Below are 14,616 nucleotides of genomic sequence, written 5' to 3' on the forward strand. Positions count from 1 at the left end.
AAGGGAAATTATTCGTCTTGAAATCTCATTCACGACATCAAATTATTTCATTGCCAACTATCGATATAGAGACTTGGTCGACTCTCTGACGATTAAATCAATGGGTGGCAGTCGAGCTTCATGCCTCTCGCCGGAGAGTAAGTTCAGAATCGACTGCGCACACACCTCGCCAATCTCTTCAATCGGCTGTCTCAGCGTCGTCAGGGCTGGCGTGAAATACTTAGACGTAGGCAAGTCATCAAAGCCAATCACAGACACATCTTCTGGCACTTTATAACCGTGGTCAGACAGCGCCTTAATCGCACCGTAAGCCGTTTGGTCATTAGCAGCAAATAAGGCGGAGAAGTGAACCTTCGACTCTATCAATTCAACGGTTTTCTCGTAGCCTGACTCACTACTGAAATCACCCTGTTTAACGAGTTTTGGCATCACTTTTATGCCCGCCTCTTGAAGTGCTTTCTTATAGCCTTCAAAGCGATTTCCCGAATCAGGTTGACTTGAAAGCCCCTTAATATGAGCAATATTCACATGTCCTTGTTGCAGTAAATGTAGGGTTGCCATATAGCCACCCAGCACGTTGTCGATATTGATCGAGCGGACATTATTCTCAACAAAATCGTAGCCAACCATCACGATAGGGATGTCTTGTGCATACTTAGCAATCTCTTCCTGCGTAATGCTTCCTGTCACGATGATCATGCCATCCACGTTACTTTTCGCCAGATACTCCAACGCGTGCATTTCTAACTTTTTCTGCCAATGCCCTGTTGCGATCACTAATGAATAACCTTGAGCAATCAGCGTTTTTTCCATGTCGTTAAGGATACGACTGGTGTAGGGGCTATCAGGGTGTTGCACCAAGACACCAATAGTGAGCGAGCGTCGGTTGGTGTTTTCTTGCATTTGGAAGTTAGGTTTGTAGCCCGTGTCTTTAATGGCTTGCTCAATGTTTTGGCTTTTATCATCCGACACATAAGTGGTTCGATTAAGAAAACGAGAAACCGTGCTTGGGGAAACACCAGCCAGTCTTGCTACATCGTATACTGTTGTTTTTTTTGTTTTAGTGCGCATCTCGATACCCTAATCCAGTAACATCTGGGGAGCCAGAAAGCTCCCCACCCGTTTCAACCTGCATACCACTGCTTTTGTTGAAACTCATATCATTAAGTTAATACATGTAGGCGAAGATCATCCCCGGTCTGAAATAACGACCTGCGGTATATTTCAACCCAGTGCTCAACAGCCATTTATGAAGAACGATGGCTTGCTCCGCCGAAATTTCACCTTGCAACATACTAACAAATTTATCACTGTCTTTAGTCAGATCTGGACTCACTCGACCGTCAGATAGCACACACTTTTGCAATTTAAGCGCAGTAATCCACTTTTTCGCATCATTTTGTGGCAATTTAAAATACTCTGAGAGTTCTTGCTCATTGAAAGAGACAGAACAGTTGAACCCTTCTGGTGCGGCAAATGGAATTTTTGAATAGTCATACAGCGCGGTATACACGGTATCCATTAATGTTTCTGCTTGCTGCGATTTACCCGCTAGACTCAACGCTGTCGCAACACTAAACTGTACGCCAATCCACACGTCTTGCGCTTGGAACGCTTCATGCGGCGAACCGTCGGCCAGCGTCATATTCGCAACCCCTAGCTTAGGGCTGTTGATTTCAAAGTTGTGCTTATAAACATAGTCTAGTGCGCGTTGGATGTTTTCTTGTGGGAAAATACCTTCTAGCCCGATTAGCTTTAAGTAACTGTCTGCCAATAAAGCATCACCAAAGCTGTTGTCGGAATCTGGCACTAAATCTAAGTATTCTTGTGTAAAGGCTTGAGGCGCGGTCTCACTCAGAAAGCGTTTCTTAGAGACTCTTTGAGATACTTTACTGATGTTGATGGAGGTATCCGTTTCATTAAGATAGGTATTGAGTGTGCTCTTGTCAGCAATCGCATCGCCCGTCAAAGTCAGGCCTAAGATTTCCAGTGCTTGATAGTTCTTACCTGTTAAATGCTTGGCTTGAACGGGAGTGACGAAGAAGTGGTAGTAGCCTTCTTTTTCATCCCACAAGCTTTGCTCAACTGTCGCCAGCGCCTTTTTAGAACGCGTTAAGTAACCCGCGGCTAACTCGCTTTCATTCATCAATTTTGCAAGTTCGCTTGCCGCTTGTAGACCTGCCACCCAAAGACTCGCACAGTAAATAGAGATGCCGTGAGACGCGAGGTTATCAAAGGTATCGTCTGTGCCACGGGTTAGTGGTAAATCGTCACCCTCAGCAATCAAATTCGATAAGAAATCTATGCTCTCAGTGACAGCCTGCCAGCACTCTTCAACCACAGAGATATCTTGTGTCTTTTGATAATGGCGGTACACCATCAGAATGTATTTCGGTGCTAAGTCCTTCCATTCCTTAACATTATGCCAGCTATACGCGTCAGGCTGAATGTCGAACGGGCTACCCAAATCGTGGATTACCGCACCTCGAATCGCGCGCACACCTTGGTACTTCTGATCAATCAATTCAGCATTCGGTGTCGCTTCGTATTCCCAGTATCGACGCTCGGTAAAGTCTTCCGCCAAAATGGCTTTCGAGAACTCTTTCATCACGCAGCCATCAAGCTCAGGCAGCAAATAAAGCAGAGAGAATGAGCCATAGAAATAAACATCCAGAGAATTAAAGAATGGGTAATCGACACACTCTTTCACCAAGAACTTGTCTTCTTTATCCCATACCGTTGATTCGGCTAGGAAAGACAATGAATTCATCGCCATCGTCGCATAGCGCAGTGCTGATTCAGGCTGTGATATCTTGCTTTGAGCTTGCTCTAGAAAGGCCTCTTGTTGCTTAACGATCTGTTGCTCAATGGTTTCGAGCTTTGGCAGAACATCTTCTAACATCGGCAGAGCCGGTTTCGCTTGCGGGTAGAATTGAGTGTAAGCCTTATCCGAGAGCCAACCATTAAGCATCACTTTGCTGTGAGCCATTACTTGAGCGAAACGCAGATCAACGGATTCGCCCGGCTCCAGTTCAACCTGAACCACAACCAATGCGCTCAATGCTTCACGCCCAGTGTAGATCCCTGTTTGAAATTCGGTGTTAGTACGGCCTGTTTTCAGTGCGAACTCTGTTTGCTGGGTCACTTTCGAAGTATAAAGCGTCGGCTTAACAGACACCGATACCTTGCCAGACCCCAACAAGTGGTTATCCGCTTGGACACCAAACACCACCTCACCCTCAATGTCACTTCGATACGGAGACTGACTAGTGAGCTGAACACCCGTAAAACTGTGGCTTTCACCGTTTACATTCACCGCTTGATGCTGCTGAGCTATCGGGTTTTGAGATAAGGTACATGCCGAATCTTGGATCCCATCGCGACCTTTTCGGTAAGTTGAACCAATCAGATTTTGCAGAGGTTGAGCAAGCGTAATCACGCGAGTTTGCTGTGAATCATTCGTTAACTGAAAGTGGTTCCAGTGCATCGGTAAAGAACAGAGGCGTTTATCGTCCTTAACGATCGGTGAAACAACCTTACGCTTGATATTAATACCGTCAAAACTATTATATTGATATTCAGCTAATGGATATAAAGCCTTATATTCTATATCGCGACCATTAACACTTTCTATATCACCATTATTTCCCGCAGTTAGTGATAGCTGTCTCGTTGCACCATTTATTAATAAACCATTAAAGAAATCTAAGGCTACATATAATTGACAAACAATCGACGATGAATCCGAATCAATTAACATTTGAGTCTTATTAGAAAACTCAACATTCCACTTTATAAAGCTCTCTTTATTTTCTTTATAGAAGTTGCAATTTTTTAATGCACTACGAATGATGTTAATCGCATTCGAACTATTATCTATTCTCTTGCCATCGAATAATGCCGGGTAGAAATTCAGGTGAACACTGAGCTCTTGTTCGTTAAGAATCTGAAGGGTATCAATGGTTGGCACATCCATAACTGAAGAATAAAAATCATTAAAATTAATAACTTGATCTGAACAGTCAACAAATATACCTGGAATAAAGCTGAAGTTTGGCGTGTTACCGTTTGGCGTCAGTGTAAATGTATTGCCAATACCGCCCACCGCCATACCGGTATTTTCTGGTGTGGTAGAAATTGGTGTGTACCAAGGTTGAATAAATTCAACTGCATCACCTTTTTTGCAAAGATGTTCTGAATTTCCTGAATAGCTTGTATATGGAATTTTATTATTCATTTTAAAACCGCCATTGAATATTTTTTTCTTCTTGTTAATATCTTTTTAAAATGGAGACATCAACATGTTTAAAATTATAAATGAAAAATTTGGAAATATTGACTCTGTCACATTAATAAGCCACCAGCATGGTATAGAACTTCAAATAATCAATGGATTTGGTTCTGTTATCAATAAATATATTGTAAACAACAGCCCATTCTCTTTTATTTGTGGTTATCAGAATTATGATGAACTGATCAACCAACATCCGTTCTTTTCCCGCAGTGCTAAATTATTCCCTTTTCCAAACCGTTTAAACTTAGGTCGTTACAGTTTCGATAACCAAAACCATCAACTCCCAGCTAACTTTCCTTGGTCTGATCACGCCGTACACGGCCTGCTCTACAACCAACCTTTTTCAATCACAAACAGCGCAGCCAATGATGAGTCAGCCAGTGTGACGCTGCAGTATCAAACGTCATCTTTGCACCCTGCTTTCCCGTTCGCTTTTAACCTTGAAGTCGCCTTCACTATCGACATCACAGGCAAGCTCTCTTGCTCGACAACCGTCTCTAATTGTGGTGATTTCGCCTTCCCATTCGGTGATGCTTGGCACCCTTATTTCTCTCTTGGCACTGAATTGAAACAGTGTAGGCTTACCATGTCACCTTGTGCTGAGGTCATACACGAGAACGACCTGCCTAATGGTGAAAAACAGGCTTTTGACCGTTTGTCTTTGGATGATTCCCTAACCAATCAAAGCCTAAACCACTGCTTTGAATTTGATTCGAAGACAAGCAACCAACTGACTTTCACACGCTCAGATTCATCTGCCGCGATTCACTATCAACAAGATGCAAGCTACCCATTTGTTCAGCTGTACACCCCAACGAGTGAGCAAAGTATTGCAATAGAACCAATGACTTGCCCTGCCGATGCTTTCAATAACCAAATTGGCTTATTGACGCTTAGCCCGAACCAGTCTCAAACCTTCACTTGGCAATGTCAAGCTGCCTATCAGCCACAATAAAGCAACCAAAGTAACCGAACGAAGCTGAAGCAACTGCTAAACGTGAAACCAGCCCCCCTGAGAACGCATTGCTAACGAAAACTACAACGTAAAAAACAAACTAAAGAAACTAAACGAAAGCGCAATAAAGGGCGCATAACGCGCCCTTCTCTTTGTTAACCTAAAACCACTTCGACTGTGTGCTCGCCAGAGGTAAACACCGGTGCTTTGTTGCCTGAAATCAGGTCACCATTTACCTTCATCTCAACCACACCTTTACACACGTTATTCGGGTTCGTGACATGAATGTTGTATGTTGCACCGCGGAACTGACGACGGACTTTAAACTCCGGCCACTCAGCCGGAATACAAGGGTCCACCAGCAAACCATCAACTTCAGGTCGAACACCCAGGATCCACTGCGTACCTGCAACGTATGTCCAAGATGAGGTACCAGACAACCAAGCATTACGACCTAGGCCGAACTGTTTATGTTCGTCGCCCAAAATGTTTTGTGGGTAGCAGTATGGCTCTGACTCGAAGGTATCAATATCGTCGTTCTTCGAAGCCGGATTAATTTGACGGTAGTACTCGTAAGCACGCTCACCGTTGCCCATTTTCGCTTCTGCGATCATCACCCATGGGTTTGAATGCAAAAAGATACCGCCATTCTCTTTCGCACCTGGTGGGTACGTCGAAACGCCACCTAGCTGAGGATCAAAGCCGTTGTAGCCAGGTGTTGAAAGCTTGATGCCATTGGTGGTGTTCAGCTTGTTGTAAACAGAATCTAGCGCTTGAGTTGCACGTTCTTGAGTCGCGAAACCTGAAATTACAGGCCAGCTCTGACCATTGGTGTAAATCTGCCCTTGCTCGTTCTTGTGAGAGCCTATTGGCAAACCTTGCTCATCAAAGTAACGAACAAACCATTCACCATCCCAGCCGCACTCATTGACCGTGCTCTGCATCTGTTGGTACTGATCTTTAAACTTAGTCGTCAGTTGCGCTTCGCCACGTAGCTCACAAAGGTCCAGCATATCGAGCAGGGCTTTGCCGTACATGTTGGCTACCATCATCGACTCAGCACCCGTTGGCAGGTTCACCGTGTCATTCCAGTCTGCAAAACCTAGCAGCGGTAGACCGTGCTCACCAGTATTGGTGTAGGTAAATTCAATCGCGCGGCACAGGTGGTTCCAAACTGCTCCCGTTTCGATTGGGTTGCCCGCTTTGTCTTTTTGATAGAACGGGATCTCTTTGTTCAAGAAGTCAGCGTTGCCTGTCTCTTTCACATATTGAGTCACCGCATAGATGATCCACAGATGATCGTCACCGTAGTAATCCGGGCGATCTTCTTCTTCACGTGAGTCACCCGCGTTCGCTTCCATGGTTGATGGGAAGAACTGATGCATCGCAGAACCGTTGGTGTTCTGAACAGACAACAGACGCTCAATGAACTCACGCGCCTCTTCTGGCATATGAGTAATTACGCCTAAAGTATCTTGAGAAGAATCACGGAAACCGATGCCACGAGCACCATAACCAAGCTGATACAGAGACAAGTAACGAGACCAGTTTTTGGTTGTGTGACACTGACGCGGGTTATGTACGTTAAGCATTGAGTTCATTGCTGGGTCTGGCGTTTCAACCTGAACTGCTTGTAGGTAACCATCCCAGTGTTCAGCCAGTTCAGCGAAAGCCGAATCGACAACTTGATGGTCACGGTATTTAGCCAATAGAGGCAATGCTGCTTCTAGGCTCTGTTCTTGCGCGATTTGTACAATCGTACGTTCGGTCTGCTCTGGAGATAACCAACCTAGACGCAGGTTCAGTGCGCCAATGTTGTCGCCACGCAAACACTCGGTGTTGCCTAATTCATCATTGTTTAGTGCTTCTGGCGCTGCCCATGTACCGTAGCCCAAATTACCTAGGAACGATTGGCGATCACCATCAAAAGACGTCGCAGGGCGATCCGCTGTCATCAGGTTCACCGCGTAGTCACGCTTCATGAAAGCATACTGCTCAAGCACGGTATGACCCGATTCTTGTTGGTGTGCTTTTAGCGTCATGGTTTGTGGAACCCAGTCCGCATTGAGTAGCTGTTTAAGCGCATCGAAGTGTGTGAATTCGTACACAGGCACCACATCAACGTGTAGCGCTTTGTCTGAAATGTTGGTGACTTTGATGTCTTGTAGCAGTACTTGGTCAGCTTTTGGTACAAAGAACGTCGCTTCACAACGCACACCAAAGGCTTCTGCAATGATGGTGGTGTATGACAAACCCGTGTGGTTTTCAAACTTGTCTAATGGCTTTAAAGTTGGCGTGTAGAAAGGTGAGAACACCTCTACGTTGCCCGCTTCATCACGCACCTTAAGGTATAGGGTCGAGCCTTTGAAGTCTGAGTTTGGCAGTTGAGCAATGTACTTAGTAATGCGGTTGAGTGCCGGATCGCCCTTACACAGCAATACGCCGCCGTTGCTATCTACAATGCCACCGAAATCTAATGTGCCCACGTAGTTACACCATTTGATCGGTGTGCACGGTGTGGTTGCTACGTATTCTTTGTTTTTATCGTCAAAATATCCGAATTTCATCATCACTATCCCTAGCCCCTCCCAAATCAGGAGGAGCCAAAACAATTTGTCGTAAGTTGGTTGGTGTCAGCTCAATGGCTGACTTAAGTTGACTGGCTAGATCGTAATTGGCTAGCTCGCTAGCGAGTTCTCACTGAGAGCATCGAACAAGTGGAAAGCATCCAAATCCAAGTAAAGCGTCAGATCTTTTACATCCACTTCAGCCGCTTGGGTTTCAACCATCAGCGGTTGACCGCCAATTTCTGTTTTCAGAAGAATGCTTGCGCCCAGTAATTCCTTGTCTTTGATTTTCACAGGGAATGGCAGCACGCGGTCGTGGTCAACTTGCTCGGCACGTAGGTGAATGTCTGTTGGACGAACACCAAAATGCAGCGCTAGGTTCTTAGACGCCAGAGACTTAAAGCGCTCAGGCAGTGGGATATGAACATCTCCAATTTCAACGAAGTATTCGCCTTCTTTTTCAATCAGTTTTGCTTCCAACATGTTCATTGACGGGTTACCAATGAATTGCGCGACAAACTTGTTTGCAGGACGCTGGAACACCTCGGTTGGTGTACCAACTTGAGCAACATAACCGTCTTTCAGGATCACGATGCGATCCGCCAGTGTCATCGCTTCGATCTGATCGTGGGTTACGTAGATCGTGGTGGTTTTTAGTTCACGGTGTAGGTGTTTGATCTCTTCACGCATCACGCCACGCAGTTTGGCATCTAGGTTAGATAACGGCTCATCAAACAAGAAAACCTTAGGAGTACGAACCATCGCACGCCCCATTGCTACACGCTGACGCTGACCACCAGAAAGCTCTTTTGGCTTACGGTTGAGTAGTGGATCAAGCTCTAGCATTTTGGCCGCTTTTAGCACTTCTACGTCGATTTCCGCTTTCGGCATGCCTTTCAGTTTTAGTGCAAAGGCGATGTTCTCGTAAACCGTCATGTGTGGGTACAGTGCGTAGCTTTGGAATACCATCGCTAAGTCACGGTCTTTAGCATCGACCTTGTTCATCACTTTACCGCCAACGACGATATCGCCAGAGCTGATGCTTTCAAGTCCGGCAAGCATACGTAGCGTGGTCGATTTACCACAGCCAGATGGGCCAAGGAAAACCACGAACTCGCCGTCTTCAACCGTAAAATCAAACTCTTTTACAACCTCAACATCACCGAATGATTTCTTGATGTTCTTAAATTCTACTTTAGCCATTATCTGTTCTCCTCAGCGCGCTCTAGAAGCATATTTCGGTACGCAATTGCGCTATGTTTCAATGTTCTTTCTTGGGTGGTGTAGTCAACGTGGACGATACCAAAACGCTGGCAGTAGCCAAATGCCCACTCAAAGTTATCCATCAGACTCCAAGCGAAGTAACCGTCGACTTTCACACCCGCTTCAACTGCGTTGTGAACCGCTTCGATATGACCTTGGAAATAACGAACTCGTTGGTCGTCCATCACTTGGCCGTTTACACGTTCGTCGTTGCCCGCAGCACCATTTTCAGTAATGTAGATAGGTGGCATATTTTCGTAGCGAGCATCCAGTCTGACCAATAAGTCGGTTAAACCTTGTGGGTTGATCTCCCAGCCGATGTAAGTGTGTTCAGCTTCAGTTTGTTTCACCGATTCAATATCGCCGTTCTCATTGAAGCGAGCGACATTGCGTGTGTAGTAGTTGATACCGATGTAATCGACAGGTGCGCTGATGATGTCTAAATCACCTTCAAGGATCATTGGCATGTTCATCGCTTGGCGCTCGACGACCAGTTGTGGGTATTCACCCTTCAATACTGGGTCGATAAACCAGTGGTAGTTCTCTGCTTCACAGTAGTCTGCGGCGCCTTGATCTTGTGGCGTTAGCGGGTAAGCTGGAGTCGCGTTAAATACCACTCCATGCTTAGCATGAGGCGCATTCTTGCGAAGAATCGGCATTGCTAAACCGTGAGCCAACATTAGGTGGTGAGATGCTAAGTAGCCCTCTTTCTCACCCTTGATACCCGGCGCATGTTCGCCCCAGCGGTAACCTAGGAACGCAGACACAAACGGTTCATTGAGCGTGGTGTATACGTCGATGGTATCGCCAAAATACTTGCTCACCACTTCTGCATATTCAGCGAATTTGTAAGATGTTTCTCGGTTTAACCAGCCGCCCTTGTCTTCAAGATATTGCGGAAGATCCCAGTGGTACAAAGTCACATACACTTTCATGCCACGAGCATGGCACTCGTCGATAATCTGACCGTAAAACTCAAGGCCTTGCTGGTTCACCACACCGTCTTGTGGAAGGATACGCGGCCATGCAATAGAGAGACGGTAAGCATCAACGCCTAAGCCTTGAATCATCTCGATATCTTGTTGCCACAAGTGGTAGTGGTCACACGCCACATCACCACTGTCGCCGTTATCGACCTTGCCCGGCGTCTTACAGAAAGTGTCCCAGATAGACGGTGTGCGACCGCCTTCTTCAACGCCGCCTTCAATTTGGTATGAAGATGTCGCGACACCGAATACAAATTCCTTACTGCGTAACTTTGAATCACTTGGAAGTTGATATTTATTCATTGTTATAACCCTTAAACCTAACCTTTGACTGCGCCGGACGTTAAACCACTGATCATCTGTTTCGATGCGAACAAGTAAGTAATCACGAGCGGTAAAATAGAAATTGTGGTACCTAGCATTACCGCGCCCCATGGCGTATTCGGAATACCTTGAACACTTCGAAGTGCTTGCGTAATAACATAGTTATCTGGGTTATTTAGCACCACGAGAGGCTGCATAAACATGTTCCAGAAGAAAACGAACTGAACAATCGCAAGCGTTGCCAGTGCAGGCTTCATCAGTGGCAGTACCACGCTCCAGTACGTTCTGAACTCACCAGCACCATCCAATTTCGCTGCTTCAAGTAGCTCTTTTGGAATCGATGCAATCACGTGCTGACGCATCAAAAAGATACCAAATGGTGTCGTAGTGAACGGTAGCCATACCGCCATGTGGTTATCCAACAAGCCTAAGAATTTCACGATCATGAAGTAAGGGATCAAGCTAAGCACAGGCGGAATCGCCATTGAGCCAACCAACATGCCAAACAGCACGTTCTTGCCGCGGAACTTAAACACTGCAAACGCGTAACCACCCATGCTACAGAACAGCAGCGAGATAGTTGTGCCTAGGAAGGCCACGTAAATAGAGTTAAACATCGCCTTCCAGAACGGCATGATTTCCAGCAGTTTTGCGTAGTTAACCGCTAAGCTATCGCCAATGGCAAAACTGATGCCCGAGCCAAAAATTTCTGAACGGTCACGTGTTGAAAGCAAGGCTGACCACACGAACGGGAATACCGTAATAATCGCTGACACAACCAGTAATATGCCGAGCATAACCATCAAGATCTTAGTCATGATGTACATGCTGCGTTCGCTTGGCATTAGGCCACTTAGTGGTGAGGTATTTGTCTTAATTGATGTCGACATATTAATGTTCCCCTAAGCCTTTCTTACCGAAGAATATAAATTGAACCAAGGTACACGTTGCGATGAGAGCGAATAGCAGCCAAGAGATTGCTGACGCTGTACCCATTTCTAACCATTCCCAACCCACTTTGTAGAGGTACATCGAAATGGTTAAACCAGATTGACCTGTACCACCCGTACCACGTGTTAAAACGAACGGTTCTTCAAACATCTGCAAGTTGCCGATGATGGTCATTGTGATAGCGAAGAAGATAAACGGACGAATCATAGGCAGTGAGATATTCCAGAAGCGGCGGAAAGCATTAGCGCCATCCATACGAGCTGCTTCTAAAATGTCTTTCGGAATCGTCATCAAACCTGTGGTGTACAGAACAATGTTAAAACCGGTGTATTTCCAAAACACCATGATTGCGATTGACGGTTTCACCATAGTGGCATCGTCTAGCCAGCGGATTGGTTGGAAATCGTTAACCCAAGCGAATGCCCAGCCAAACAGTGTGCTATCGGCGAGAGCCATTAGCGTTTGGTTGATTATTCCTGAGTTAGGAGAGTACATATTGAAGAAAATCAGTGACGCTGCGACCGTTGATGTAATGAACGGTAGAAAGTACGCCGATGTTAACCAGTGACGCATACGGTCACCCATTGAAACCAACATGTAAGCCACTGGAATAGCGACTAAGTGCTGAGCCACGCCTGAAGTGATCGCTAGCCAAAGCGTGTTCTTCAATGAACGCCATAGCCATGGGTCCGTTAAAGCAATGTGATAGTTCTCAAAACCAACGAACTCCATCGCATCCATGCCTCTTACCGGGTTCCACTCGTGGAACGACAGGTAAACAGAGAACAACAGCGGGAAGATCCCAAATACAGAAAAAATGATCAGAAACGGCAGAAGAAATCCATACGGTGTAAGCGCTTTCAAATTTAGACGAGAAAAAAGGCTTTTGTCCGCAGGTTCTATCGTTGTGCTCGCTGTATGATTCATAGTAACGACCTCTTAAAAAGGAAGCGCGTTATCCACGCTTCCTCACTTACTTAAAGTAAAAACAAATTAAAGATTACGCGTGCGACGCTTGATTAGACGCTCTGCCTCTTTAAGCGCAGTCTTGATGTCTTTGCCTTCATCAAGTACTTCCATCAAAGCGTTCTCTAAGATAATAGAACGTGCAACGTGGTCGCCTTGTGCTGGGGATACTGGTTTGATGTTCTGTGCCACTTCAGCAAACAGTAGACGAGCTTTTTGCCCACCTAGGAATTCCATCTCTTCTTGGAAAAGCTCATCGTCATACGTGGTGATGTTCGCTGGGAAAGCAGCAATCGTTTCGAAGTGTTTAAGCTGTACTTCACGATCCGTCGTCATGTATTCAATAAGCGCCCAAGCTTCATCTGGGTTTTCTGATTGAGTTGGAATAGAAAGGAATGAACCACCCCAGCTGCCGTAGATGCCATCAGGTAGGTTTTCTACTGCCCACTTACCTTTAGTTTCAGGAGCAATCCAGTTGTTTAGGTGACCAAGAAGCCAAGCGCCAGAAAGTTGAGTTGCAAATGTGCCGTTGCGGAAGCCTTCGTACCATTCGTTAGACCAAGCCAGAATGCGGCCGTCTAAGCCTTTGTCGCGAATCTCTTTTGCTACTTCAAAAGCATGAACAAAACGCTCTGATGTCACAACTGGGTTGCCATCTTTATCAAAGTACAGACCTTCACCTTCAGGAACCGTCGTGAAGATAATCGCTTGTGCCACATCGGCTGCCGAAGCGATAAGTTGTACGTTTTGCTCTTTCAGTTTTTCACCAGCAGCGATGTATGAATCCCAATCTTTGATTGCGTCTTCTACATTAATGCCGGCTTTTTCGAACACGTCAGTGCGGTAGTACATAACGCCAGGACCAAGGTCGACAGGGATGCCGTACATATCGCCATCAGCGCCTTTGCCCTGTGCCCATGCGTAAGGTGCGAATCGTTCTTCGTACTTATCTGCACCGTAGTTTTCAGACAAGTTAACTAGGCCGCCAGAACCCACGAATGGACCAATTTTCTCAACGTCCACAACAATCACATCACCCGCACCAGAACCCGTTGCAAGGTTCGTTGTCAGTTTCGTGTGGTGGTCACCGTGGTTGTTCATAAGGTAATCAACTTTGATACCCGTTTCCTTTTCGAAATCAGGCAGTAATACCTTTAGGCTGCTATCGAAATCAGGGAAACCGTCGAAACGAATTTCTTTGTCTGCTGCATTTGCAGCTGTTGTACCTAATCCTAAAGCAACCGCGCATGAAAGCGCTAAGGTCTTAAATTTCATGTTCTATCCTTAATATTTTTATAGGGTAACTGGTAAATCCGATACCGAGTTTCTAGTGACCAACGTCGGCAGCAATTTAAAGTTCACGTCATGTTTTATTTTCTTTAGCTTTTGCAGAGTGAGCTGCACTGCTTCAATGCTCATCTCTTCAATGGGGAAGTTAATGGTGGTCAAACTAGGGGTCAGATAACGCGCGAAGATGGTGTTATCAAAGCCCACCAGTGATACATCTTTCGGAACAGACAACCCCTCCTGATGTAAGACTTCGAATGCGCCAAATGCCATGTGATCGTTTGAAGCAAATACGGCCGTGAACCGACACTTGCGGTTGATCAACTTCTTCATAGCGCTGATGCCAGTCTCTTCGGTAAACCCCGCCTCTGAGACCAAAGCTTCATCGTATGGCACACCCGCTTCTTCCAAAGCCTTTCGATAACCTTGCAAACGCCCCCTAGCATCTGCTTTATCTAAAGGCCCGGTAATACACGCGATATCTGTATGTCCCTTTTGCAAAAGATATTGAGTAGCGAGTAGCCCCCCGACTTCGTTATCAATATCAATGCAACTCATCGCCATTTCTGGGATGAAGCGGTTAATCAAAACCACAGGGGTCCCCTGTTCTTCCAATTCAATTAAATAATCATCACTGAGCAGTTGAGTATGAAGAATCAAAGCATCAACACGACGCCCCAGCAGAAACTCCACCGACTCGCGCTGCCCTTGTTCGGTGTTCGAACCCGCTGTAACGACAGCGTGGTAACCAAAGCGGCGTAGGTTTTCTTCTATGCAATGCAAGATGCCTGAATAGAAAGAACCGCCAAGTTCTGGAACAACAACGCCAACACTACCGGTACGACTTGACGCCAAAGCTTGAGCGATAGAGTTCGGGCGATAACCCAATTCTTTGATCGCTTTTTCAACCTTTAATTTCTTGTCATGACTGACTCTGCTAGTGCCATTAATGACTCTAGACACTGTCGCCTGAGACACACCTGCATGTTCTGATACGTGTTTAATTGTCGCCACTCGAACCTC

At 45.9% G+C, this 14,616-nt stretch carries 10 protein-coding genes; 1 reads left to right on the forward strand and 9 read right to left on the reverse strand.

From position 1 onward, the window contains the following. Positions 1–57: 57 nt before the first annotated feature. Together AC3CH3_RS18060 and AC3CH3_RS18065 are read right to left on the reverse strand one after the other, a co-directional pair. On the reverse strand, positions 58–1,071 hold the full coding sequence (locus tag AC3CH3_RS18060; RefSeq protein WP_004732795.1) for a LacI family DNA-binding transcriptional regulator: 1,014 nt from the start codon (positions 1,069–1,071) through the stop codon (positions 58–60). A gap of 97 nt (positions 1,072–1,168) precedes the next feature. Further along, the gene (locus AC3CH3_RS18065; RefSeq protein ID WP_488538899.1) at positions 1,169–4,237 is read right to left on the reverse strand and encodes a GH116 family glycosyl hydrolase; all 3,069 of its coding nucleotides are present in this window, start codon (positions 4,235–4,237) and stop codon (positions 1,169–1,171) included. Between the two features lie 64 nt (positions 4,238–4,301). On the opposite strand from AC3CH3_RS18065, the gene AC3CH3_RS18070 reads away from it, so the two are divergent. Beyond that, the gene (locus AC3CH3_RS18070; RefSeq protein ID WP_488538900.1) at positions 4,302–5,249 is read left to right on the forward strand and encodes an aldose 1-epimerase; all 948 of its coding nucleotides are present in this window, start codon (positions 4,302–4,304) and stop codon (positions 5,247–5,249) included. 155 nt (positions 5,250–5,404) lie between these two features. Here the strand turns inward: AC3CH3_RS18070 and AC3CH3_RS18075 are convergent, their stop codons facing one another. The 7 genes from AC3CH3_RS18075 to AC3CH3_RS18105 all read right to left on the reverse strand — a co-directional run bounded on the left by AC3CH3_RS18075 (position 5,405) and on the right by AC3CH3_RS18105 (position 14,607). Continuing rightward, positions 5,405–7,819: a glycoside hydrolase family 94 protein gene (locus tag AC3CH3_RS18075; protein ID WP_488538901.1), complete on the reverse strand. Its 2,415-nt coding sequence runs from the start codon at positions 7,817–7,819 to the stop codon at positions 5,405–5,407. Positions 7,820–7,927: 108 nt separating this feature from the next. Next, positions 7,928–9,019 carry an ABC transporter ATP-binding protein gene (locus AC3CH3_RS18080; protein ID WP_372052400.1) on the reverse strand — a complete coding sequence of 364 codons (1,092 nt, stop codon included), beginning with the start codon at positions 9,017–9,019 and terminating at the stop codon, positions 7,928–7,930. Beyond that, entirely contained in the window at positions 9,019–10,368 is a 1,350-nt protein-coding gene (locus tag AC3CH3_RS18085; protein ID WP_488538902.1) for a GH1 family beta-glucosidase, read from the reverse strand. The genes AC3CH3_RS18080 and AC3CH3_RS18085 overlap by 1 nt, the downstream gene beginning before the upstream one ends. Before the next feature lie 17 nt (positions 10,369–10,385). Continuing rightward, a complete protein-coding gene (locus AC3CH3_RS18090) occupies positions 10,386–11,234 on the reverse strand; it encodes a carbohydrate ABC transporter permease (RefSeq protein ID WP_016766938.1) in 849 nt (282 codons plus the stop codon). A gap of 46 nt (positions 11,235–11,280) precedes the next feature. Then, positions 11,281–12,267 carry a carbohydrate ABC transporter permease gene (locus AC3CH3_RS18095; RefSeq protein WP_488538903.1) on the reverse strand — a complete coding sequence of 329 codons (987 nt, stop codon included), beginning with the start codon at positions 12,265–12,267 and terminating at the stop codon, positions 11,281–11,283. 66 nt (positions 12,268–12,333) lie between these two features. Continuing rightward, positions 12,334–13,581, reverse strand: coding sequence for an ABC transporter substrate-binding protein (locus AC3CH3_RS18100; RefSeq protein WP_009846151.1), 1,248 nt, complete (start codon positions 13,579–13,581; stop codon positions 12,334–12,336). A gap of 18 nt (positions 13,582–13,599) precedes the next feature. Continuing rightward, positions 13,600–14,607, reverse strand: a complete 1,008-nt coding sequence (locus AC3CH3_RS18105) for a LacI family DNA-binding transcriptional regulator (RefSeq protein WP_488538904.1) — start codon at positions 14,605–14,607, stop codon at positions 13,600–13,602. Between the last annotated feature and the right edge of the window lie 9 nt (positions 14,608–14,616).

It is taken from the genome of Vibrio sp. QJM3NY_35 (assembly GCF_057785915.1).

What these genes read in the sequence shown, in the direction of transcription:
- AC3CH3_RS18075 (WP_488538901.1), bottom strand. Translation starts at nt 7,819, where the DNA reads ATGATGAAATTCGGATATTTTGACGATAAAAACAAAGAATACGTAGCA.
- AC3CH3_RS18065 (WP_488538899.1), bottom strand. Translation starts at nt 4,237, where the DNA reads ATGAATAATAAAATTCCATATACAAGCTATTCAGGAAATTCAGAACAT.
- AC3CH3_RS18085 (WP_488538902.1), bottom strand. Translation starts at nt 10,368, where the DNA reads ATGAATAAATATCAACTTCCAAGTGATTCAAAGTTACGCAGTAAGGAA.
- AC3CH3_RS18080 (WP_372052400.1), bottom strand. Translation starts at nt 9,019, where the DNA reads ATGGCTAAAGTAGAATTTAAGAACATCAAGAAATCATTCGGTGATGTT.
- AC3CH3_RS18090 (WP_016766938.1), bottom strand. Translation starts at nt 11,234, where the DNA reads ATGCCAAGCGAACGCAGCATGTACATCATGACTAAGATCTTGATGGTT.
- AC3CH3_RS18095 (WP_488538903.1), bottom strand. Translation starts at nt 12,267, where the DNA reads ATGAATCATACAGCGAGCACAACGATAGAACCTGCGGACAAAAGCCTT.
- AC3CH3_RS18100 (WP_009846151.1), bottom strand. Translation starts at nt 13,581, where the DNA reads ATGAAATTTAAGACCTTAGCGCTTTCATGCGCGGTTGCTTTAGGATTA.
- AC3CH3_RS18070 (WP_488538900.1), top strand. Translation starts at nt 4,302, where the DNA reads ATGTTTAAAATTATAAATGAAAAATTTGGAAATATTGACTCTGTCACA.
- AC3CH3_RS18060 (WP_004732795.1), bottom strand. Translation starts at nt 1,071, where the DNA reads ATGCGCACTAAAACAAAAAAAACAACAGTATACGATGTAGCAAGACTG.